We start from the raw sequence: 19,885 nt of genomic DNA on the forward strand, positions 1-19,885 counted from the left end.
CACAGCCTAGCGGGGCAGGAACACGGAAAAGGGGTGCGACGTCCATGACGCCGCACCCCTGGTTCCCGGGTTTTAGAGCTGGTGGCCCATCTTGAAACCGACGTCCTCGCCCGGCTCCTCGGTTGCTCCGTCCCCGGGAGCCCGGGTGTAGGAGAAACCGTCGGCACCGACGGTCACCGCCATCTCGGACTTGTCCTCACGGATGGTGACCGGCTGCGGGTTGCCGTCCAGGTCCAGGACCAGGGAGGCCTCGGTGTACCAGGAGGGGACCACTGCGTTGCCCCACCAGTCGCGACGCTGGTTATCGTGCACATCCCAGGTGATCGTGGGGTTATCGGGATCCCCGGTGTAGTAGTCCTGCGTGTAGATCTCGATCCGGTGGTCGTCCGGATCCAGGATGTACAGGTAGAAGGCGTTGGACACCCCATGCCGGCCGGGGCCGCGTTCGATCCTGTCGGAAATGCGCAGGGCGCCCATCTTGTCGCAGATCTGGATGATGTTGTGCTTCTCGTGGGTGGCGAAAGCGACGTGGTGCATCCGCGGTCCATCCCCACCGGTCAGGGCCGTGTCATGGACCGTCTGCTTGCGGTGCATCCAGGCCGCATAAGTGACGCCATCGGCGTCTTGGATGTCCTCCGAGACGCGGAAGCCCAGCCCCTCCAGGTAGTCGCGGCCCCGCGGGACATCGGGGGTGACCTGGTTGAAGTGGTCCAGACGAACCAGCTCACCGGCGGAGTAGAGGTCGTAGCGCTGGTGCAGACGCTCGACATGCTCGACGTCGTAGAAGAACTCGTAGGGGAAACCCAGCGGGTCCTCCACCCGGACCGAGTCGCCGATGCCCCGGACGAACCCGTCCTGGCGGCGTTCGGTGCGGCAGCCGAGTTCCTTGAAGTAGGCCTCGGCGGCGTCGACCTCTGCCGGTGACTTCACCCGGTAGGCGAAGGCTGCCACGGCGGCCACCGGCCCCAGAGTCAGCACCAGGTTGTGGTGGATGAACTCCTCGAAGGAACGCAGGTAGATGGCGTGCTCGTCCTCGTAGGTCACGTGCAGGCCCAGCAGGTCCACATAGAATTCGCGGGAGCGGGCCAGATCGGTGACCACGATCTCCATATAGGCACAGCGCACGATATCCGGTGCGGGAACTGAGGTGGTGACGGTTGAGATGCTCATGATGGTTCCTTAGGAAGTGGGGTCAACGGCGGCGTCGTTGCCGGCGTTCAGGCGCCGAACTTGGGGGTGTGGACCTCGCCGAGCGTGATGTGCACAGCCTGCTGATCGGTGTAGAAATCGATCGAACGGTAGCCGCCCTCATGGCCCAGGCCAGAGGACTTCACGCCCCCGAAGGGGGAACGCAGGTCACGCACGTTATGGCTGTTGAGCCACACCATGCCGGCCTCGACCGCCTGAGCGAAGTTGTGGCTGCGCTTGAGGTCGTTGGTCCACACATAGGCGGCCAGCCCGTACTTGGTGTTATTCGCCAGTTCCAGGGCCTCCTCCTCGGTGTCGAAGGGAGTGATCGCCACGACGGGTCCGAAGATCTCCTCCTGGAAGATCCGAGCGTCGGGGGCCACGTCGACGAAGACCGTCGGGGCGATGTAGGAACCGTTTTCCTGGCCTTCGGGAAGGTCTTCGGGGCGGCCACCGCCGGCCACGAGCCGGCCTTCGGATTTGCCGATCTCGACGTAGGACATGACCTTGTCATAGTGCTCCGGGTGTACGAGCGCTCCGACCTCGGTGGCGGGATCGTGGGGGTCGCCCACCACGATGTTCTTCGCACGGGCCGCGTAGGCCTCGACGAACTGGTCGTAGATCCCGCGCTGGACCAGGATGCGCGAACCGGCCGTGCAGCGCTCGCCGTTCAGCGAGAATACCCCGAAGACGGTGGAGTCGATGGCCGCATCGAAGTCCGCGTCGTCGAACACGATGGCGGGGGACTTGCCACCGAGTTCCATCGACATGCCCTTCAGGCCCTCAGCACAATTGCGGAAGATCGTCTGGCCGGTGGTGGATTCGCCGGTGAAGGAGATCAGCGGGACCTGGGGGTGCTTCACCAGTGCGTCCCCTGCGGATTCGCCGAAGCCGTTGACCAGGTTGAAGACGCCTTCGGGCAAGCCCGCCTCTTCGAAGATCTTCGCCCACAGCGAGGCCGAGAGCGGAGTGAATTCGGCGGGCTTCAGGACCACGGTGCAACCCGAGGCGATGGAGGGGGCCAGCTTCCAGGATTCGAGCATGAACGGGGTGTTCCAGGGGGTGATGAGCCCTGCGACGCCGATCGGCTTGCGGTTCACATAGTTCAACTGTGCCCCGGGGACCTTCAGCGCGTTATCGTGCTGGGCAACGATCAGGTCGGCGAAGAACCGGAAGTTCTCGGCAGCGCGCTGGGCCTGGCCACGCGCCTGGGTGATCGGCAGACCGGTATCGAAGGTCTCCATCTCGGCCAGACGGTCCTCCTGGGCGACGACGGCGTCGGCGATCGCGTAGAGGACCTTGGCCCGGGCGCGGGGCTTCATGGTTGGCCAGGGGCCGTGGGTGAAGGCTTCACGGGCGGCGGCGACAGCTGCGTCGATGTCTGCCTGCTGACCGGAAGCGGCAGTGGCGTAGGTGGTGTTGGTGACCGGGTCGAGGACCTCGAAGGTCTCGCCGCCGACGGAATCGACGAACTTCCCGCCAATATAATGCTGCAGGTGGGTGGGCAGGTTTTCGGGGACGAAATGCTTGCTCAAGGGGTGTTCCTTCCGTGGACGGATGGTTTAGAGGGCCGACGGCGGTTGGCCGGCGGCTGCGAGGTAGGCGTTGAGGGTGTTGGTGCGGTGGGCGCGGGCCGCTTTTTCGATCTCTTCGGCCGGGGCCCCGGTGGCGAGGAGATCCAGCAGGGCATCATGTTCGGCCACCGAATGATGTGCCCGGCCGGGAATCTGGCCGAAGGACGTCGAACGCATGGCAGCCAATCGGGCCCAGCCACGATGGACGAGGTCCAGGATGTGTGGATTGGGGCAGTTTTCGTAGAGCACCGCATGGAACTGGTTGTTCAGCTCGGTGAAGCGGCGCGGATCAAAGTCCGTGAGTGTCCGGCGCAGGGATTCGTTGATCTCCCGGGCCCGGGCCAGGTCTTCGGTGCTCAGCAGCGGGGCGGCCAGGGCGGTGGCCGCCCCTTCGATGATCGAGAGGGTCTGCATGGTGTGCAGATACAGGTCGGTATCCAGCGAGGCGACGGTGGCCCCGACATTGCGTTCGAAACGGACCAGGCCCTCGGCCTCGAGTTTGCGGATCGCCTCCCGCACCGGGACCACACTGCAGCCCAGTTCCGCGGCGATGGTCCCCAGGACCAGGCGGTAGCCAGGTACCAGGGCGCCGGAGGCGATCCGGTCACTGAGCAGGGTGTAGGCCTGCTCGGATTTACTCGTGGCAATCACGGGGTCCTACTTCGGGTCGAGGCCGACGGTGGAACCGCCGGAGGCGATCCAGGCGTCGTACATGGATTTCCAGGCGGCGTTCATCGGGAACAGTCCCTCGACCTGGTGTCCCTGCCGGACCTGTTCGAAGGTGAACTCGTCCTTGCGTTCCTGCTCCATCGCCTCGTCGGCGACCTGCTCGGCCAGTGCCGGCGGGATGACCAGGATGCCGTCGTCGTCGGCGACGATGATGTCCCCCGGCTGCACGGTCGTGCCGCCGCAGGCAATGGTGAGGTCGGTATCCCACGGCACATGCTTGCGGCCCAGGACCGCCGGGTGGGCGCCGCTGTAATAGGCGGGGATCTCCAGTTCGGAGACTGCCGTGAGGTCACGGACCCCACCATCGGTGATGATGGCCGCCGCGCCGCGGACCTGGGCGCGCAGGCCCAGGATATCGCCCAGGGTGCCGGAGCCCTTTTCGCCGCGGGCCTCCATGACCAGGATCTCGCCCTCGTTCACCGAGTCGATGGCCCGCTTCTGGGCGTTGAAGCCACCACCGTGGGACTTGAACAGGTCCTCGCGGTTGGGGACGAAGCGCAGGGTCCGCGCGGTGCCGATGACCTTGCGTCCGGTCTTGGTCGGGTGCAGGCCATCGATCGAGACGTTGTTCAGCCCGTGCTTGCGCAGCGTGGCGGAGATCGTGGCGGTGGCCACGGCGTTCAGCTTCGCCTTGAGCTCATCGGTGAGGACGACGGCAGGAGACTGCTCGGTGGAGTCGTCGGCTGCGGGGGAGAGGGCTCCGGCGGTGGAGGCTGCCTCGCGGGAGCCGTAGGCGTCGATGAGGTCGGTTTCGGAGAGCCGGGGCTGATTCCCGAAGCTGCCCATCGCCGTGGTGCCCTGGGTGACCGGGGTGGACAGCCGGCCGGTGCTCAGGCCCGAGGCCGGGTCGTCGACCTCGACCTCGACGGTATCCCCGGGGACGATGACCGAGGAGCCGGCGGGGGTGCCGGTGAGGATGACGTCCCCGGGTTCCAGCGTCATCAGCTGGGAGAGGTCGGCGACCATGCGGGCGAAGTCGAAGATCAGTCCCGCGGTGGTGTCGTCCTGGACGAGTTCGTCGTTGACCCAGGTGCGGATGCGCAGGTTCGACGGGTCGATGGAGGCCGCCGGCAGAAGGGCCGGGCCGATGGGGGTGAAGCCGTCGCCGGATTTGGAGCGGACGTTGGAGCCTTTATCCGCGTATTTCATGTCGTAGACGCCCAGATCGTTCGACGCGGTGACCCCGCCGACGTGGGCCCAGGCCTGATCGGGGGAGACCCGGCGGGCCGTGGTGCCGATGACCAAGGCGATCTCGCCTTCGAAGGCCAGGGCCTCGGTGCCGGCGGGGCGTTCGACCCCGGTGCCGGAGACCGAAAGCGAGGAAGCGGCCTTCATGAAGTAGGAAGGATGCTCCGGGGTGCGCCCGCGCTGGGCGGCCCGGGAGGCATAGCTGAGGTGGACGGCCAGCACCTTGCCGACCGCGTCGATCATGGACTCGTCGACCGGGACGGTCCCGGCTGCGCCCTGTTCGCCGGTGTTCGCTACGGGGTTCTGCTCCAACGCCACGGTTCCTCCTGTAATGTACGAAATCGTATACGATCTATCATGCCCTGTGGACCAGGTCACGTCAAGGACTGCAGGGCTTGTTGTTGCTCCCGTCTGTCGCGGGTCCGGCGGGGCGAGTGACGTCGTAGATGATGCGTTGTGATGCGCCGTAAACCCGCGTATCATTGGGGGATGGAGGCCATGAACACGGAGAGCTCGATGGACATCGTTCGTGACCGCATTGCGCGTGCACTAGAACATCGTCACGCTGCGATTTCAGCCGATGTTGTTCTGGAGGTCCTCGACGAAGCGCTCGGTACTTCTGAAGGACTCACGGCAGGTGAGCGGGAGTTCCTCATCGAGCATGGCGGGGCCACGAGCGAAGACTTCACGCCCGAGGCAGGAAACTTCTCACGTTTGGAAGTCGCGAAGCGCCAGACGGAAGCGGTGAGGCAGGCTCGGGACCGGGCGCTGACGACTTCTGAGGTGGCTCGTTTGCTCGGCCGGGAGCCGTCGAATGTGCGTCGCTCCCTCGCGAGGGGAGATCTGTACAGCGTTGGCTCAGCCACGACGAGTAGGGAGCGCCTGTTCCCGGAATGGCAGATCACTGGGGATGGGCGGATCCTGCCCGGTCTTCGTCACATTTTGACTGCTCTTCCTGACGACTACCACCCACTCGATGTGGAGGCATTTATGGTTGACCCGCAGGAGCCACTTGGCGGTCGTTCGCCGGTTGAGTGGTTGTCGGGAGGCGGGGAACCGGAAACCGTGGTCGGGATCGCCGACGTGCTGGGTTGGGCGTGACAGCCAAGAATCCGCAACGGCCGGACCGGCCGTTGACACTGGCTCTCGGGGACATCTGCCAACACGTCGGGCCACTCTGGCGCATCCATCGAGTCAACGGGACCCACCGGATGGCTTGGAATGGACTTCGCGATTTTGGTCCACTTCAACAGTTTCGCTGGGAACCGCATCCCCTACCCAGAGGACATCATCCTGGTGTTGGCATCTCGTACACGGCGATCGACCCTACGACGGCGTTTGCCGAGGTGTTCCAAGGGCGCCGCGCCGTCACCCTGACGGATCAGTACGTGTTGACCGCCTGGATGCCGTCACGGAGTCTGGAATTGCTCGACCTGACGGCAAACCACTGGGCGCTGCATCACGGCGCGTCCGCATCATTACCGGCAGCGCCGAAAAGCACCTGTCGAAACTGGGCAGAAAGAATCCATGTCGAGTTGGGGAGCCGAATCGACGGACTCCACGTGCCTTCCACGTTGACGGGGAATCCCGTGGTCGTATTGTTCGCCCGCGCGGCCACAGCCTTTCCGGCAGCTCCGAGCCTCTCGCGGCCGTTGACCCACGTTTCCGTGGAGCAGATGGCGCTCAAGGCTGCGGACACGTTGCGGTGGCCCCTTCGCTGAAGAGTGGACAGGTTCGCTGCCTACCGTCTCGGTGAGCTGCGGCGGCAGGTCGTCGTTGGGGGACAGGAGACGCGCCCCGCAGGGCCCATCAAGGGCGAAGCCGCAGCGGAACACCGTCGACGGTCAAGATGGCGCCGAGGAGGCCACCATGGATTCCCGGTCCGATCTCGCCCCGATGCGATACTGCAGCTAGGCTCGTCCGACCCGCCCCTGAGGAGACCACCGCATGAACGACATCCGCCCCATTGAGCGCCCGGAGGCCGGTGGTTGGACCCAGCTCGCCTCCGCATCCCAGATCCAGGCGCAACCACGGACCGGCGAGCCGTTCGCGATCGCCGTCAAGGCCAACATCGCTGTGCGCGGGTTCCATCGCTCGGCCGGCTGCCGTGGCCTGGACCTCGGGCCCGAGGAGGCCGACGCCCCCGTCGTGGCCGCACTGCGGGAGGCAGGCGCCGTCGTCGCGGGCATCACGAACATGCACGAGCTCGCCTTCGGGATCACGTCGAAAAACGCCGTCTTCGGTCCGGTGAGGAACCCCGTCGATCCCACCCGCGCGGCCGGCGGTTCCTCCGGTGGCAGTGCTGCCGCCGTGGCCCGCGGCGACGTGCCGGTGGCTTTGGGTACCGACACCGGGGGATCGGTGACGATCCCGGCCAGCCTGTGCGGGGTGGTCGGTTTCCGGCCAAGTACCGGCCGGTGGCCCGCTGCCGGTTTGGTCGGCCTGTCCTGGACGCGGGACACCCCGGGCCTGTTCGCTCGCACCGTGGCCGACATCGATCGCCTCGACGCAGTCGTTGCGCCGGGCACCGACGGTGGCACGCCCACCTCCCGTCCACGTCTGGGGATACCGGAGGAGCTGGTCGAGGAACTGGATCCGGCCACCGCATCCGCGTTCTCCGCGGCCCTTGACTCGTGGGGAAAGTCCATCGAGCCCGTTGACCTGGAGCTGGGCCGCGTTCTTGACCTGACACGGGCCGCCGAGATGCCGATCGTGTTGTGGGAGTCCCATCGCCTGCTGGCCGACGTCGCCGCCCGGGACTACGACCTGCCGCCCGAGGCAGCGTTCAAACGTCTGGTCGAATCCGTCGTCAGCCCCGACGTGCGCGCCGTCCTCGACGCCGAGCTGGCGCATCCGGTCACGACCGAGGAATACGCCCGCGCCCAGGCGGAGGTGGCCCGGGCTCGCATCGCGTATGCGCAGCTGCTGGCGCGGCACTCCGTGGACGGCTTGATGTTCCCCGGCACTCCGGCCCCGGCACCGCTACTGGGGCAGGACGAGACGGTCGAACACCTCGGCGGGCCGGTATCCACCTTCGGCCTCTACACGCGCAACACCGGGCAGGGAACGATGCTCGGGGCACCGATGCTGACCCTGCCGTCCTCTGTCGCGGCCGGCGGCCTTCCCGTGGGGATCACGGTGCAGGGGGCGTGCTTTGCCGACCGCGCGCTGCTGGCGTTGGGGCGACGCCTCGAGCAGCCGCTGGGCCGCTGAACGCTGATGACCGCCCGGTTCAGGGGTGGCCATCGATCATCGTCGGTCCCGCGGAGACGGAGTGTCAGCCGTTGATGAACTCCACCGCGCCCTGCTTATAAGCCCGCGAGGTCACCGCATTGGCGTGGGTGCGCACCGGCAGGAGCAGCTCGCGGACGTCCGCCTCGGCGCCCTGGTGCTTCCGAGCCAGCTCCACCAGCTGCGGCAGGGTCGCCGCCAGCTCGTCGCGCTCGCCGGCCACCAGCAGCACTGGCATCGAGGGCACGGCCTCGGACGGGTCGAACGGCTCTGACTTGATGGCTTCGATCAGGGACAGCATGGAGAACATGTTGTTCGTGGGCACCAGCTGCGCCATGCGCACCAGTTCCGCCGTTGTCGGATCCTCGATCTCTTCTCCGCCGGAGAGGTGCTCCCGGGCAGCGTCGAGGTCGAAGTCCGAGAGCGGGTCGTTGCGCGCCGGTCCGCCCAGGACCAGGCGGTGCACCAGCTGGGGTTGGGTGCCGGCGAACTCCCACCCCAGGCGTGAACCCAGCGAGTAGCCCAACACGTCCACCCCCGAGGCTGGATCCTCCTCGGCCAGCGGCCTGACGTGCTGGTCCTGCAGGATCTGCAGGATCTCGGCACGGATCCTGCTGGGGGTGTAGGCATCCAGATCATCCGGTGCCGGGCTGAGCCCATGCCCGGGCAAATCCACGGCGATGACCTTGCGGCCGGCGTCGTTCAGGGCGGTGATCCACCCGGTGGCGACCCAGTTCAGCTCGGTGGAGGAGGCGAAGCCGTGGATGAGCAGGACCGGGCGGGCTCCGGAATCATCCCCTGCGGAGAAGATCCGTACGGTCAGGGAGTTCTCGGTGCCCTCGACCCGGTGCTCGGCCTCGTGGTGGGCCGTGGCTGCCGCCGTGCCGTTCTCGGCTGGAGCCACGATCAGTCCTCATCCAGGTTTGCGCTCAGGCGCACCCGGCGCTTCGGGGCGGCCTCCTGCGGCACGGTGCCCACGATGCCTGCGGTGTCATCGGCCACCTCGAAGACGATGAGTTCCTCACCGACGTTGATCGTGTCACCGGGTTCTCCGTGGATGCGCAGCACTTTGCCCGCCTGCGGGGAGGGCAGCTCGAGTGAGCTCTTGGTCGTCTCGACCTCGACGAGCGGCTGGTTGCGTTCGACCTGGTCGCCGACGGCCACGATCCACTCGAGCACGGTGGCATCGATGAGGCCTTCACCCAGATCGGGTAGTGGGAAGGAAATTTCAGCCACGGCGGTACTCCAATACTCGTTGAATGCCGAACAGGATGCGGTCGATGTTGGGGATGTACTCGTCCTCCAGATCACCTGAGGGATACGGTACGTCGAAACCGGTCACCCGCTCAACGGGTGCCTTGAGGACACCGAAGCAGGATTCGGAGACCAGCTGGGCGACTTCGGCGCCCAGGCCCGCGGTGCGAGGCCCCTCATGAACGACGACGGCGCGTTTGGTTTTGGACACCGAGGCGGCCAGACCGGCGGCGTCGATGGGCTTGAGCCAGCGCAAGTCCAGGACCTCGATGCTGATGCCATCCTCTTCGGCCAATTCGGCGACCTGCAGGCAGCGGGCGACCATGGCACCCCAGGCGATGAGAGTCAGGTGACGGCCTTCGCGGGCGATGACCGAACCTTCCAGATCCCCGGGGTTCTCGGTGTCGACCTCGCCCTTCTGCCAGTAGCGGGACTTCGGTTCCATGAACATGACCGGATCGGGCATGAGGACCGACTTCTTGAGCAGGTGGTACGCCTGGTGCGGGTTCGCCGGGGAGACGACCTTGAGCCCGGGCACGTGGGCGAAGAGCGACTCGAGGGACTCGGTGTGCATTTCGGGGGCGCGGATGCCACCGAAGGAGGGGACACGCAAGGTCACCGGCATCGGCAGGGTGCCGCGTGAACGGTAGTTCATCCGCCCCAGCTGGCAGACGATCTGGTTGATCGCCGGATAGGCGAAACCGTCGAACTGTACTTCGGGGATCGGATGCCAGCCGGCCATGGCCAGTCCGATGGACATGCCCAGGATGCCGGATTCGGCCAGCGGGGTGTCATAGACGCGGCTGCTGCCGTGCTTGGCCTGCAGTCCGTCGGTGATGCGGAAGACGCCGCCGAGGCCGCCGACGTCCTCGCCGAAGATCATCGAACGCGGGTCTTCGGTCAACAGTTCGTCCAGGCCGCGGTTCAGGGCCTTCTGCATGGACATTTCGATGACGGTGTTTTCCATCGGACGCTCCTGCACGGTTGCGGTGGCCGGGTTAGACATGTTCGGATTCCTCTCGCCAGTTCGCGGCCTGGGCTGCTAGTGCTTCGGTGGGTTCCTGGAAGACGAAGTCGAACATCTCGGTGCCCGGGCGGGCGTCGAGGGCGTCGACGCCGAGACGGACCTGCTCGACGAATTCGCCGGCCTGCTCGCTGATGGCGGCGACGGAGGTGTCATCGAGGGTACCGGCGGCACGCAGGGTGGCTTCGAGGCGGTTCAGCGGGTCCTCGCCGCCGTCACGCCGTTCGTCGTCGAGGCTGCGGTAGCGTCCCGGATCATCCGAGGTGGAGTGCGGTCCGCGGCGGTAGGTCATGGCCTCCACCACCGCCGGACCGTTGCCGGCCCTGCCGTGTTCGACGGCGGCACGCACGGCACGGACCACGGCGACGACGTCGTTGCCGTCGACCTGGATCGAGGGGATCGCGTAGCCGGCACCACGGGCGGAGACCGAGCCGCCGGCGACCTGGCGTTCGGTGGGAACCGAGATGGCCCACCCGTTGTTCTGCGTGAAGAAAACCACCGGGGCCTTGAAGACCGAGGCGAAGTTCATGGCCTCGTGAACGTCGCCCTGCGAGCTGGCGCCGTCACCGAAATAGGTCAGGGCCACGTTGCCGGTGCCGTCAACGGTTTGTCCGTGGGCCCAGCCCACGGCGTGCAGCACCGAACCGGCCACGACGGCCTGAATGGGGGCCACATGGGTTTCGGCGGGATTCCACAGGCCACCATGCCAGGAGGCCTTATGGGTGGACATGTAATCCACCATGTCGATCCCTGCGGCCAGAGCGACGCCCATCTCGCGGTAAGTGGGGAAGGCGAAGTCGCGGGTGAAGTCCAGTGCGTAGGCGCTGCCCACCTGGGCTGCCTCCTGGCCTAGTTCCGGGGCATAGCCCGGCAGGATGCCTTGTCGCTGCCAGGCAATGGCGGCGACATCAAGCTGCCGGGTGCGCACCATCAGGCGGTACAGCTCAAGTAGTTCATCGGTGCCGAGCTCGTCGGCGTGCGGCTCAAGCCGGGGTGCATCGGTCATGTTCGACTCCCAGTGGATTCGGTGAGGTGGGCTTGCTGTGACCCTAGTTACCACCTGTTTCATGCGCAATCGCATCAATCAATAACCAACAATCTGCGCAGAGTGTCTACGCTGGTACCGAGTCATCTATACATATTGTCTAGTTAAGGAGCGTCCATGAAAATCGACGCATTGGATGCACGGATCCTGGGGGAGTTCTCCTCGGACCCGCGGATGTCGGTGTTGGAGGCGTCGCGGGTTCTGGGGGTGGCCCGGGCGACGGTGCAGTCGCGGCTGGACAAGCTCACGCGGGAGGGCGTGATCACCGGTTGGGGGCCGCATCTCTCGGCCGAAGGGCTGGGATATCCGGTGCGTGCCTACTGTTCCCTGGCGATCGATCAGGACGCAGGGCACGACGGCGTGGCCGCCGCCCTGTCCCAGGTCCCCGAGGTGCTCGAACTGCATACCGTTTCGGGTGAAAGTGATCTCATGGCCTGCATTGTGGCCACGTCGAACGACGATCTGCAGCGGGTCCTGGACGCGATCATCGCGACCCGGACCGTGCTGCGCAGTTCCTCGTTGGTGGTGCTGAACTCACCGATCCCCTTGCGCATGCTGCCCCTGGCCCGGGCCGCGGCCCAGAGGGGCTGAGCCCTCAGGGTCGCTGGGCCGTTCAGGCCTCCGGCCGCTCCAGCCCCAGATGACCCCGCAACGTGTGAGTCGAGTATTCGGTGCGGTAGAGCCCCCGACGTTGCAACACTGGAACCACCCGGTCCACGAACTCCTCTAGGGAATCAGGCAGCATCGGCGGCATCAGGTTGAAGCCATCGGCAGCGCCCGAGGTGAACCAGCGTTCGATGGAGTCGGCGACCTGCTCCGGGGTCCCCACCATCGTGCAATGGCCGCCGCCGGCAGCGAGTCGACCCAGCAGCTGTCGGACCGTGGGGCGTTCGGCTTCCACGATGCGCAGGATCGTGGCGTACCTGCCCTGTGGGCCGGTGAATTCGCTCGCCGGTGGCAGAGCCGGAACCGGTGCGTCGAGGTCCCACTCGCTGCAATCCTGCCCGATGAACATTCCCAGCTGGGCCAGCGACTGTTCGGTCGGTAGGAGGGCATCCACCTCTGCCTGCCGCGCCAACGCCTCGACTTCGGTGGATCCGAGGTAGGTGACCAGTCCGGGCATGATCGCGACCTTCGACGGGTCCCTGCCTTCGGCGGCAATGCGCTGCTTCAGATCCGCGTAGTAGTCCTGCCCGCTGGCCAGATCGTAGGCCACCGCGTAGATCCCTTCGGCATGGCGTGCCGCTAGCTGGCGACCGGATTCCGAGGCCCCGGCCTGGAACAGGACCGGCCGGCCTTGCGGGCCCCGGGGCACGTTCAGCGGCCCGGCAACACCGAAATGCTCGCCGTCGTGGTTGATGGGCCTGACTTTCTCGGGGTCGGCGAAGAACCCCGAACGATCGGCGAGCACCGCGTCATCGGCCCAGGAATCCCAGAGGGCCAGCGCGACGTCGATGAATTCGGCGGCCCGGGCATAACGTTCGGGACTGGCCGGCATGGAATCCATCGAGTGGTTGCGCGCCTCGGCGTCGAACATCGAGGTGACCACATTCCACCCGATGCGCCCGGCGCTGAGGTGATCCAGCGAGGCGAGCATCCTGGCAGCGTGGTACGGGGTGTAGAAGGTCGTGGAGACGGTGGAGATCAGCCCGATGCGGCTGGTGCTCCGCGCCATGGCGGCCAGCGCCGTCAACGGTTCGAAGAACCACCGGGGGCCGGCTGCCGGGTTTCCCGCCGAGTGTCCGTCGGCGAAGAACACGGCATCGAAGAGGCCGGCCTCGGCGGTTTGGGCCAACCGTTCGTAATGCTCGATGCTGCCCAGTTGCTCAACCGCAGAGTCCGGGTGGCGCCACGCTGCCTGGTGGTGCCCGCAGGCGTTGAGGAAGGCGTTGAAATGTAGTTGGCGTGGTGCCGTTTCGGCTGTGTTGATGGGGTGTGTGCTCATCTCTAGTTCATCACCAGTCCGCCGTCGACCACCAGATTCTGCCCGGTGACCGCACGGGCCCAGGGGGAAGCGAAGAACAGGATGGCGTCGGCGAATTCGGCCGGTGTGGTGACCTTGCGCAAGGGGGTGGAGGAGGCGATGAAGTCGAAGACCTCTTCGGGGGTCGCGGCGCTGGCGTCCGTGGTGCGTAGTAGACCACCGGAGACCATGTTCACCGAGACCTGGTGTTGGCCCAGGTCGGCGGCGAGTGTTCGGGTCAGGGCCAGCAGGGCGGCTTTGGAGGCGGTGTAGTCGTGGTACGGGACCACGGGGTTTTGGAAGAGGTTGGTGCCGATGTTGATGATCCGCCCGAAGCCCTGTTTACGCATCCCCGGCAGCGCCGCCTGGGCGGTGTTCAGTGCGCCGCGAACACTACCGGAGAACTGGGTGGTGAACTCCTCCCAACCAATCTCTGCGGCCGAGGATCGGGCCTCGCCATTGAAGGAGAAATCGGCCAGCGCGTTGTTCACCACGGTGGTCACGGGGGAACCGAAATGGGCCTGGGAGGCCACGAGCATGGCGGTGACCTGCGCCGGATCGGTGACATCTGCCTGGACTGCCAGGGCACGGTCGGGCCCCAGACCGGCAGCAAGTTTCTCGGCGGCTTCGGCGGACTGCCGGTAGTTGATGACGACGCGGGCGCCTTGTGCGGCGAAGGCCTGCACGATATGACGGCCCAAACCGCGGGCGCCCCCGGTGACAAGGACAATCTGGTCTGAGAGGTTCATTTGGTCTCGCTTTCATGGCTGCCGAGGGCAGGTGGTGGTGGAAATGAAGGGGATCGTTGCGGGCAGCATCGCCCGGGGGAGAGAGGTGAGGGCCCCGTGAGACACGCGGGGAGCACGGTGGTCGTGCTGTGGTGTCCGACGGTGGAGAGCAGGCTGCGCAGGAGAGGTTTCAGCTGGGCCGCAGCTGGCGGGCAGAGGCTAAACCGCTGGCCGAGAGACGGCACGGCAGGATGCGGAGCGCCAGGGTGGACGCAACCAACGCATGGCGACATCGGGCCGTGGGGTGGCGGTCCGGCAGGACCTTCCAACATGGAGGTTTAGGTGAAGAAGCACCTGCAACATCCCTTCGCTAGTTCGAACTAGATCAGGTTCAACGGGTGTTCTCTCAGCCAGAAATCATGGCACCCCGTGTCACTGCACCACACCCTACACACTTCACGCAGCGATTCGACAACTTCGTGTCCACGTGTACAGTCTGTGCTGAACACGGGAGTCCGGTGAGCCGGGCTGAGAGGAAGCTGATCAAGCTTCGACCGTCGAACCTGATCTGGGTCATGCCAGCGCAGGGAGGCAAAACTCTAAATCCCGTGCCCTGTTCACTCAACAGAAGGGGCACGACAGTGCACTCAATAACGCCGCCATCCACCACGCCACTACCGGCGCGACGACGCTTTTCCTTCGACCTCAAGGACCTGGTGCTCATCGTGGTCCTGGGGGTCGTCTTCGGATTCCTCTACTGGGCGTTGGTCCAGGCATCGGCCGGGCTGACCCTGCTGATGGGCCCGTTCGGGGACCTCTCCTCGCATCTACTCTTCGGCGGGTGGCTCATCGTGGCCCCGATCGCCGTCGCCATCATCAGACGACCCTTCGCCGGGATCCTCGCGGAGGTCATTGCCGGTGGGGTGGAGGTCGTTTTCCTCGGCTCGACGGCAGGACCCATGCTTTTCCTGGTGGCCGCCATCCAAGGTCTGGGCAGCGAACTTCCCTTCGCCCTGCGTCGCTACCGGTCTTTCAGCTGGCTCACCTACGCTTGCTCCGGACTACTCGGAGCAGGATTGGCCTTCGCCGTCTCGGCCTTCCGTTTCGGGTGGTACGGCCAGGATTTCTTTGTCATCCGGCTCATCGTTCAACTGCTCTCCGGGCTCATTCTCGGCGGTCTCCTGGCCCGCAAGACCGTTAACGCCCTGGCTAAAACCGGCGTCGTGGACAACTACGCCATCGGCCGGGACCAGCCAACCGCCGAGGGAGCATGAAACCGGCAAGCACGCCGGTAGTCGTGCTTGAGAACGTGACCGTAACCTACCCCCGAAGGCAGGTGCCGGTCCTGGATCGGGTGACCTTGAGTCTCGAAGCAGGCGAACAGGTCATCATCCTGGGGCCCTCGGGGGCCGGAAAGTCGACGCTTTTAAACCTGATGACCGGGGTCATCCCGCATTCGGTGGCGGCACGGTTCACTGGCCGGGTCCTCGTCGCTGGTCAGGACACCGCTCACACCGGCGTCGCCGAATTGTCACGGACCGTCGGCGTCCTGGCCCAGGACCCCGAATCGGCGATGTGCATGCCCGATGTGCAGCGGGAGATCGCCCTTCCACTGGAGAACCATGCGGTACCCCCACGACAGATCGAGGGCCTGATCGATGAGGTGCTGGAACAGGTCAACGGAGCCAGCCTCAAGGACAGGTCAACACGGCAACTCTCCGGTGGCCAAGGTCAACGGGTTGCCTTGGCGGCCAGTCTGGTCGTGGAGCCGCCGGTGCTGCTGCTCGACGAACCCACCTCGATGCTTGACGCCGAAGGCATCTCCTCGGTGCGCCGGTCCATCGACCGGGCGGTGCACGACCGTGGCCCCGCCGTGGTGCTGGTGGAACACCGCATCGACGAGTATGCGGGAGCCGACGGTGTGGCGGGGCTTCCCGGACGGGCCATCGTGCTCGACGCCGAAGGGGCCCTGATCGCTGACGGCCCCACACGGACCGTGTTAAAACAATCGGCACGCCAGCTCGTGGACGCCGGGTGCTGGACACCGTTGGAAACCGAGCTGCAGGCTGCATGCGGCACCGAAGGCGGTTTGGCATCGCCCATCGTCCGCGAAGAATTGCTGCACTGGGCGGAGGGCCAACCAACGGTTCCGCAGCCGACGCAGGCCACCGACAGCGTGGTCCTCTCAGCCCGGGGCCTCTCGATCACCCGGGCGCCAATCCCTGCCCGGAAACGACGCCGCGAACCCGCGGTGATCAGCCCCCAACTTGAAGGCATCGACCTGGAACTACGCTCCGGGGAGATCGTCGCCCTGTTGGGCGCCAACGGGACGGGCAAGACCAGTCTGTTGCTCGCGCTCGCCGGGCTGCTGCAACCACTTGCCGGCACGATATCGGGGGACCGCCCCGGGCTGGTGTTCCAGAACCCCGAACACCAATTCGTGGCCACCACGGTCCGAGAAGAAGTTGGCCATGGCCTGCCGGCGCTCATCAATGGTCGTCCTGCCCAGGAGAAGATCGATGACCTGCTGGCCGAACACCGGCTGACGCATCTGGCCGCGAGCAACCCGTTCCGACTCTCGGGCGGGGAAAAGCGGCGGCTCAGCGTTGCGGCCATGCTCGCTCATTCCCGCAACGTCCTGTTGGCCGACGAACCGGGTTACGGGTTGGACCGGAAAGCCACCATCTCGATGATGGGAGCCTTCCGGGACGCGGCGGCCGACGGACAGTCGATCCTGTTTTCCAGCCACGATCTACGCAGTGTCGCGAGCCTGGCCCACCGGGGAATCGTCATCGCCGAGGGCACCATCATCGCCGACGGGCCGATTTTTGACGTGCTGGGCGACCGAGACGTCTTGGCCAGGGCAGGGATCGTGCTGCCCCCGCTGCTGGACTGGCTGCTGGGCCTCGGGAAGAGTCCGGAGCAGATCAAGAACATCCTGGATGCTCTGGATCGCGAAGTTGCGCCTGCGGCACGGATGCAGGTGCCCTCGTGAGCGCGGCCCCCTTTCCGTGGGTGGTCACGACCACGCCCTTGGGCCGTCGCAACCCCACCATGAAGCTCGCCCTGCTCTTCGTGGTCTCCTTCGCCTTGCTCTTCGTCTTCGACCCGCTGACCCCGGCCCTGCTCTATCCGTTGGCGCTGGCCGCCGTGCTGATCTGGGGCCGGCCCTCGCCCCGGATGCTGCTGCTGGCCCATATCCCGTTCCTGGGTTTTGCCCTCGGGATGCTCATGATCAATGCCATCACCCGGCCGGGGGAGGAACTCTTCACGGTGCTGGGCCTGCAGGTCAGCGTCGAGGGGGTGAACCTGGGGACTTCCCTGGCCCTGCGCACGTTCGTTCTGGGGGTGTTGTCGATCGGTTTCGTCCTCTCCACCGATGCCGTGGCCCTGACCGACAGCCTGCATCAACAGGCCAGACTGGGTCCGCGTCTCTCCCATGCCGTCCTGGCCGGATACCAGATGCTCCAAGATCTGCCGGGCACCTGGCAGACGATCCGGCAGGCCCATGGGGTGCGGGCTCCCGAGCTGGCTCCGGGGCTGCGTCGCCCCACGATCCGGGAGTTCGGGCATGCCTCCTTCGCCCTGCTCGTGGTCTCGCTGCGCCGGGGTGAGCGCATGGCCCAGTCCATGGAGTCCCGCGGTCTGGGACTGACTCCCCGAACCATCTGGAAGCCCATCAGACTCCAACGAGCGGACTGGATCATGGCTACCGGTGTGCTCAGCGTTTTGGCGGTGGTGTTGGGCCTGGGTGTCGCCGGTGGGTGGATCAGGGGATACTCCGCCCTCTGGGGGTAAGCCCGGACTCGGGCCATGCTCAGCAGGCTCGTCTTCGCTTGGTAGGCTGCTTTCTTGCTCCCCGGTGAGAGGAATGCGGCATGAGCCAGGACCCGAGTACCTTCAGATCCACTGCCCGTGCAGTGAATAACCGCAGTACCAAGGCCAAGACGCTCGCACGCTACCTCTGGGATCGCCACCTGGGACCCGAGGAACTGGCCGTGTACACCGAGCAGGAACTGCGGTCCATCGCCCGGGCTGCAGGAGTGCACCCACCCTCGACCAGCGAGACCTGGGAGGCGACCGCCGAACTGCTCCTCGCCCAACAGGCCTGGCTGGAGAAGCACCCGGGCCACCCCGTGGGGGAGCGGCACTGCCTCGAGGACGCGTGGAAATACGAGCCGGGGTTCGGCGGCTGAGGAATTCGAGTACCCAGGGGCAGTGAACAAGTGTTTCTGCCGCGAAAAACAGGGGGAAGCTTCGCTGGTTCGGGCGATGAAGGGTTCTTAACATTGAGGTAGGGCAGATGTCATCGCAGCAGCCGGTGTCCCAGCGGGGACCAACATGAAACTCGCACCATGTTCAAGGCTACTCCGGGCGTCGAGACGAGGGCATGTTGCACCTCGTCGATGTCCCGGGCCACCGGTACGGTGCCGCCGGATGAGTCCCATCGACCGGCAGCACACCCGAAGCCGCGACCCAGGCAGGGGGCGGATCAGGGGAACCGGTGGCCGGGATGTTGCCTGCGTCCCGGGCCAACGGCCCCGGGTGGGTCGGCGAAGCCGTGCAGTAGCCTCGAAACCATGAGCACGGCAGGCGGGCCCGGAGGATTGCGCAGGCACGCGCCCTTCGTCCGCTTCTGGGCCGCTTCCACCGTCTCGGACTTCGGCACCTACGTCACCTCCGTCGCACTCGCCGTCCTGGTCCTGGTGACCCTGGACGGAAATGCTCAGGATCAGGGGTGGGTTAGTGCCGCACGATGGGCGCCGTACCTGATCTTTGGGCTCGTGGCCGGCATCTGGGTGGATCGCTTCAGCCGACGTCGTGCCCTCATGGTTGCCGACCTGGGGCGGGCGGTCCTGCTGGGGGTGCTGTGTATCGGAGGGGTGTCCGGGTGGCTGTCCGTTTCCGGTGTCATTGCGTTGGTTTTCGGCTTCGGGGCCCTGTCGCTGGTGGGGGATGCCGCTTACCAATCCTTCATCCCGCAGCTGGTGCCCCGGAAGCTGTTGGTGCGGGCCAACGTCCGCCTGGAGCAGAGCGACACGGTGGCCCAGACCGTAGGCGGCGCCGTGGCCGGCAGCCTGGTCGCCGTCCTCACCGCCCCCTGGGCCCTGCTGCTGGACGCCGGCAGCTTCTTGTTCTCCGGGGTCGTGGTCGCCACTCTGCCCGGGCGACCCACGGGGAAGGCCGCTCCGGCCACGAATCACGGTGCGACTCCGAGCCTGCGTGCCCGCGTGGTCGAATCGGTGCGTTGGCTCTATGGGCACTACTACTTGGGCCCGCTGGCCTGGAGCACGCATGTCTGGTTCATCGGATCGGCGATGGTGGGTACGGTCCTGCCGGTGCTCATCCTGCAGACTGCCGGGCTGGGTCCCTTCGATTTGGGGGTGGTTCTCAGCTGCGCGGGCGTCGGAGCAGTGGTGGGCACCAGCGCCTCGGCCCGGTGCGGCGAGCGGTGGGGAACGGGCCGCATCATCGTCCTGTCCCGGGGACTCGAAGTCGTCTCAGTGGTCGCGGTGGCCAGCATCGCCGCGCTGCTGCCGCAGCTGGGGCCCGCGTCGGGAGATCGCGTCACCCTCTTGGTGTGTCTGGGAGCCGCGCAACTGCTCTGGGGCGTGGCCATGGGGGTCGAGAGTCCCTTGGAGATGGGCTTCTGGCAGGGGCTGACGCCCGATGGGATGATCGCCCGGATGACCTCGGTCCGGCGTTCGGCCAACCGAGGCATGATCGTTCTCGGGGCCCCGCTGGGCGGTTTCATCGCCACCTCCGCAGGCGTCGGTACTGCCTTGTGGGTCGCCGCGGGGTTCATTGCAGTGGGCACGGCACTGTTGGGCATCTCCCCGTTCCGCGCCGTGCGCCTAGAAGACGTCATCCTTGACGACGAAGAAACCGCCGGTCAATAAAAGGCGTGGGTCCCGAGGAAAAATACGCGTCATAGGTGTTGGAAATGCCCGTCCACCGACG

The 19,885-nt window shown here is 66.1% G+C and carries 19 protein-coding genes and 2 riboswitches; of the genes, 9 read left to right on the forward strand and 10 right to left on the reverse strand.

Features of this window, described 5'->3' with window-relative positions:
* Positions 1-72: 72 nt before the first annotated feature.
* Genes hpaD through FM101_RS08815 form a run of 4 tightly spaced genes read right to left on the reverse strand, consistent with a single transcriptional unit; the run spans position 73 to position 4,991 of the window.
* A complete protein-coding gene (hpaD, locus tag FM101_RS08800; RefSeq protein WP_086998456.1) occupies positions 73-1,170 on the reverse strand; it encodes a 3,4-dihydroxyphenylacetate 2,3-dioxygenase in 1,098 nt (365 codons plus the stop codon).
* A gap of 47 nt (positions 1,171-1,217) precedes the next feature.
* Complete coding sequence (gene hpaE, locus FM101_RS08805) at positions 1,218-2,723, reverse strand: 5-carboxymethyl-2-hydroxymuconate semialdehyde dehydrogenase (RefSeq protein ID WP_086998459.1); 1,506 nt, start codon at positions 2,721-2,723, stop codon at positions 1,218-1,220.
* Between the two features lie 27 nt (positions 2,724-2,750).
* Entirely contained in the window at positions 2,751-3,410 is a 660-nt protein-coding gene (locus FM101_RS08810; protein ID WP_086998746.1) for a GntR family transcriptional regulator, read from the reverse strand.
* Between the two features lie 9 nt (positions 3,411-3,419).
* Positions 3,420-4,991 (reverse strand): fumarylacetoacetate hydrolase family protein, encoded by a 1,572-nt coding sequence (locus FM101_RS08815; protein WP_281255513.1) that lies wholly within the window; start codon positions 4,989-4,991, stop codon positions 3,420-3,422.
* Positions 4,992-5,168: 177 nt separating this feature from the next.
* Here FM101_RS08815 and FM101_RS08820 point away from each other — a divergent pair, with 177 nt between their 5' ends.
* The 3 genes from FM101_RS08820 (at position 5,169) to FM101_RS08830 (ending at position 7,892) form a co-directional block, all read left to right on the forward strand.
* Entirely contained in the window at positions 5,169-5,780 is a 612-nt protein-coding gene (locus FM101_RS08820) for a hypothetical protein (protein WP_143269256.1), read from the forward strand.
* Positions 5,777-6,400, forward strand: coding sequence for an RES family NAD+ phosphorylase (locus FM101_RS16200; protein ID WP_428844152.1), 624 nt, complete (start codon positions 5,777-5,779; stop codon positions 6,398-6,400). The genes FM101_RS08820 and FM101_RS16200 overlap by 4 nt, the downstream gene beginning before the upstream one ends.
* 226 nt (positions 6,401-6,626) lie before the next feature.
* On the forward strand, positions 6,627-7,892 hold the full coding sequence (locus FM101_RS08830; protein ID WP_086998469.1) for an amidase family protein: 1,266 nt from the start codon (positions 6,627-6,629) through the stop codon (positions 7,890-7,892).
* Between the two features lie 64 nt (positions 7,893-7,956).
* Here FM101_RS08830 and FM101_RS08835 read toward each other — a convergent pair whose 3' ends face one another.
* The 4 genes from FM101_RS08835 to FM101_RS08850 are packed head-to-tail and all read right to left on the reverse strand — an operon-like array spanning position 7,957 to position 11,194.
* Positions 7,957-8,814, reverse strand: a complete 858-nt coding sequence (locus FM101_RS08835; RefSeq protein ID WP_086998472.1) for an alpha/beta fold hydrolase — start codon at positions 8,812-8,814, stop codon at positions 7,957-7,959.
* 2 nt (positions 8,815-8,816) lie between these two features.
* On the reverse strand, positions 8,817-9,146 hold the full coding sequence (locus tag FM101_RS08840; RefSeq protein ID WP_086998474.1) for a biotin/lipoyl-containing protein: 330 nt from the start codon (positions 9,144-9,146) through the stop codon (positions 8,817-8,819).
* Positions 9,139-10,170 carry an alpha-ketoacid dehydrogenase subunit beta gene (locus FM101_RS08845; RefSeq protein ID WP_179204282.1) on the reverse strand — a complete coding sequence of 344 codons (1,032 nt, stop codon included), beginning with the start codon at positions 10,168-10,170 and terminating at the stop codon, positions 9,139-9,141. The genes FM101_RS08840 and FM101_RS08845 overlap by 8 nt, the downstream gene beginning before the upstream one ends.
* The gene (locus FM101_RS08850) at positions 10,163-11,194 is read right to left on the reverse strand and encodes a thiamine pyrophosphate-dependent enzyme (protein WP_086998480.1); all 1,032 of its coding nucleotides are present in this window, start codon (positions 11,192-11,194) and stop codon (positions 10,163-10,165) included. The genes FM101_RS08845 and FM101_RS08850 overlap by 8 nt, the downstream gene beginning before the upstream one ends.
* 156 nt (positions 11,195-11,350) lie before the next feature.
* Between FM101_RS08850 and FM101_RS08855 the strand changes: the two genes are divergently transcribed.
* A complete protein-coding gene (locus FM101_RS08855) occupies positions 11,351-11,824 on the forward strand; it encodes an Lrp/AsnC family transcriptional regulator (RefSeq protein WP_086998483.1) in 474 nt (157 codons plus the stop codon).
* 22 nt (positions 11,825-11,846) lie between these two features.
* On the opposite strand, the gene FM101_RS08860 is transcribed toward FM101_RS08855, so the two are convergent.
* Positions 11,847-13,178, reverse strand: coding sequence for an LLM class flavin-dependent oxidoreductase (locus FM101_RS08860; RefSeq protein WP_086998486.1), 1,332 nt, complete (start codon positions 13,176-13,178; stop codon positions 11,847-11,849).
* Between the two features lie 2 nt (positions 13,179-13,180).
* A complete protein-coding gene (locus FM101_RS08865; protein ID WP_086998489.1) occupies positions 13,181-13,945 on the reverse strand; it encodes a 3-oxoacyl-ACP reductase in 765 nt (254 codons plus the stop codon).
* A gap of 324 nt (positions 13,946-14,269) precedes the next feature.
* Positions 14,270-14,364, reverse strand: a riboswitch (TPP riboswitch).
* A gap of 57 nt (positions 14,365-14,421) precedes the next feature.
* A riboswitch (TPP riboswitch) is annotated at positions 14,422-14,531 on the forward strand.
* A 34-nt stretch (positions 14,532-14,565) separates the two neighbouring features.
* On the opposite strand from FM101_RS08865, the gene FM101_RS08870 reads away from it, so the two are divergent.
* From FM101_RS08870 to FM101_RS08890, 5 genes are all read left to right on the forward strand, one after another.
* On the forward strand, positions 14,566-15,198 hold the full coding sequence (locus tag FM101_RS08870) for an ECF transporter S component (RefSeq protein WP_241895363.1): 633 nt from the start codon (positions 14,566-14,568) through the stop codon (positions 15,196-15,198).
* A gap of 35 nt (positions 15,199-15,233) precedes the next feature.
* Positions 15,234-16,919 (forward strand): ABC transporter ATP-binding protein, encoded by a 1,686-nt coding sequence (locus tag FM101_RS08875; protein ID WP_158225925.1) that lies wholly within the window; start codon positions 15,234-15,236, stop codon positions 16,917-16,919.
* Positions 16,916-17,722, forward strand: a complete 807-nt coding sequence (locus FM101_RS08880) for an energy-coupling factor transporter transmembrane component T family protein (RefSeq protein WP_086998495.1) — start codon at positions 16,916-16,918, stop codon at positions 17,720-17,722. Before FM101_RS08875 ends, FM101_RS08880 begins: the two co-directional genes overlap by 4 nt.
* Positions 17,723-17,802: 80 nt before the next feature.
* Positions 17,803-18,120 (forward strand): hypothetical protein, encoded by a 318-nt coding sequence (locus FM101_RS08885; protein WP_086998498.1) that lies wholly within the window; start codon positions 17,803-17,805, stop codon positions 18,118-18,120.
* Positions 18,121-18,504: 384 nt separating this feature from the next.
* Positions 18,505-19,824 carry an MFS transporter gene (locus FM101_RS08890; RefSeq protein ID WP_158225924.1) on the forward strand — a complete coding sequence of 440 codons (1,320 nt, stop codon included), beginning with the start codon at positions 18,505-18,507 and terminating at the stop codon, positions 19,822-19,824.
* Positions 19,825-19,885 lie beyond the last annotated feature (61 nt).

It is taken from the genome of Arthrobacter rhombi (genome assembly GCF_900163545.1).
Taxonomy (GTDB): domain Bacteria; phylum Actinomycetota; class Actinomycetes; order Actinomycetales; family Micrococcaceae; genus Arthrobacter_H; species Arthrobacter_H rhombi_A.

What these genes read in the sequence shown, in the direction of transcription:
- hpaD (WP_086998456.1), bottom strand. Translation starts at nt 1,170, where the DNA reads ATGAGCATCTCAACCGTCACCACCTCAGTTCCCGCACCGGATATCGTG.
- FM101_RS08820 (WP_143269256.1), top strand. Translation starts at nt 5,169, where the DNA reads ATGGAGGCCATGAACACGGAGAGCTCGATGGACATCGTTCGTGACCGC.
- FM101_RS08830 (WP_086998469.1), top strand. Translation starts at nt 6,627, where the DNA reads ATGAACGACATCCGCCCCATTGAGCGCCCGGAGGCCGGTGGTTGGACC.
- FM101_RS08845 (WP_179204282.1), bottom strand. Translation starts at nt 10,170, where the DNA reads ATGTCTAACCCGGCCACCGCAACCGTGCAGGAGCGTCCGATGGAAAAC.
- FM101_RS08850 (WP_086998480.1), bottom strand. Translation starts at nt 11,194, where the DNA reads ATGACCGATGCACCCCGGCTTGAGCCGCACGCCGACGAGCTCGGCACC.
- FM101_RS08855 (WP_086998483.1), top strand. Translation starts at nt 11,351, where the DNA reads ATGAAAATCGACGCATTGGATGCACGGATCCTGGGGGAGTTCTCCTCG.
- FM101_RS08860 (WP_086998486.1), bottom strand. Translation starts at nt 13,178, where the DNA reads ATGAGCACACACCCCATCAACACAGCCGAAACGGCACCACGCCAACTA.
- FM101_RS08865 (WP_086998489.1), bottom strand. Translation starts at nt 13,945, where the DNA reads ATGAACCTCTCAGACCAGATTGTCCTTGTCACCGGGGGCGCCCGCGGT.
- FM101_RS08885 (WP_086998498.1), top strand. Translation starts at nt 17,803, where the DNA reads ATGAGCCAGGACCCGAGTACCTTCAGATCCACTGCCCGTGCAGTGAAT.
- FM101_RS08890 (WP_158225924.1), top strand. Translation starts at nt 18,505, where the DNA reads ATGAGCACGGCAGGCGGGCCCGGAGGATTGCGCAGGCACGCGCCCTTC.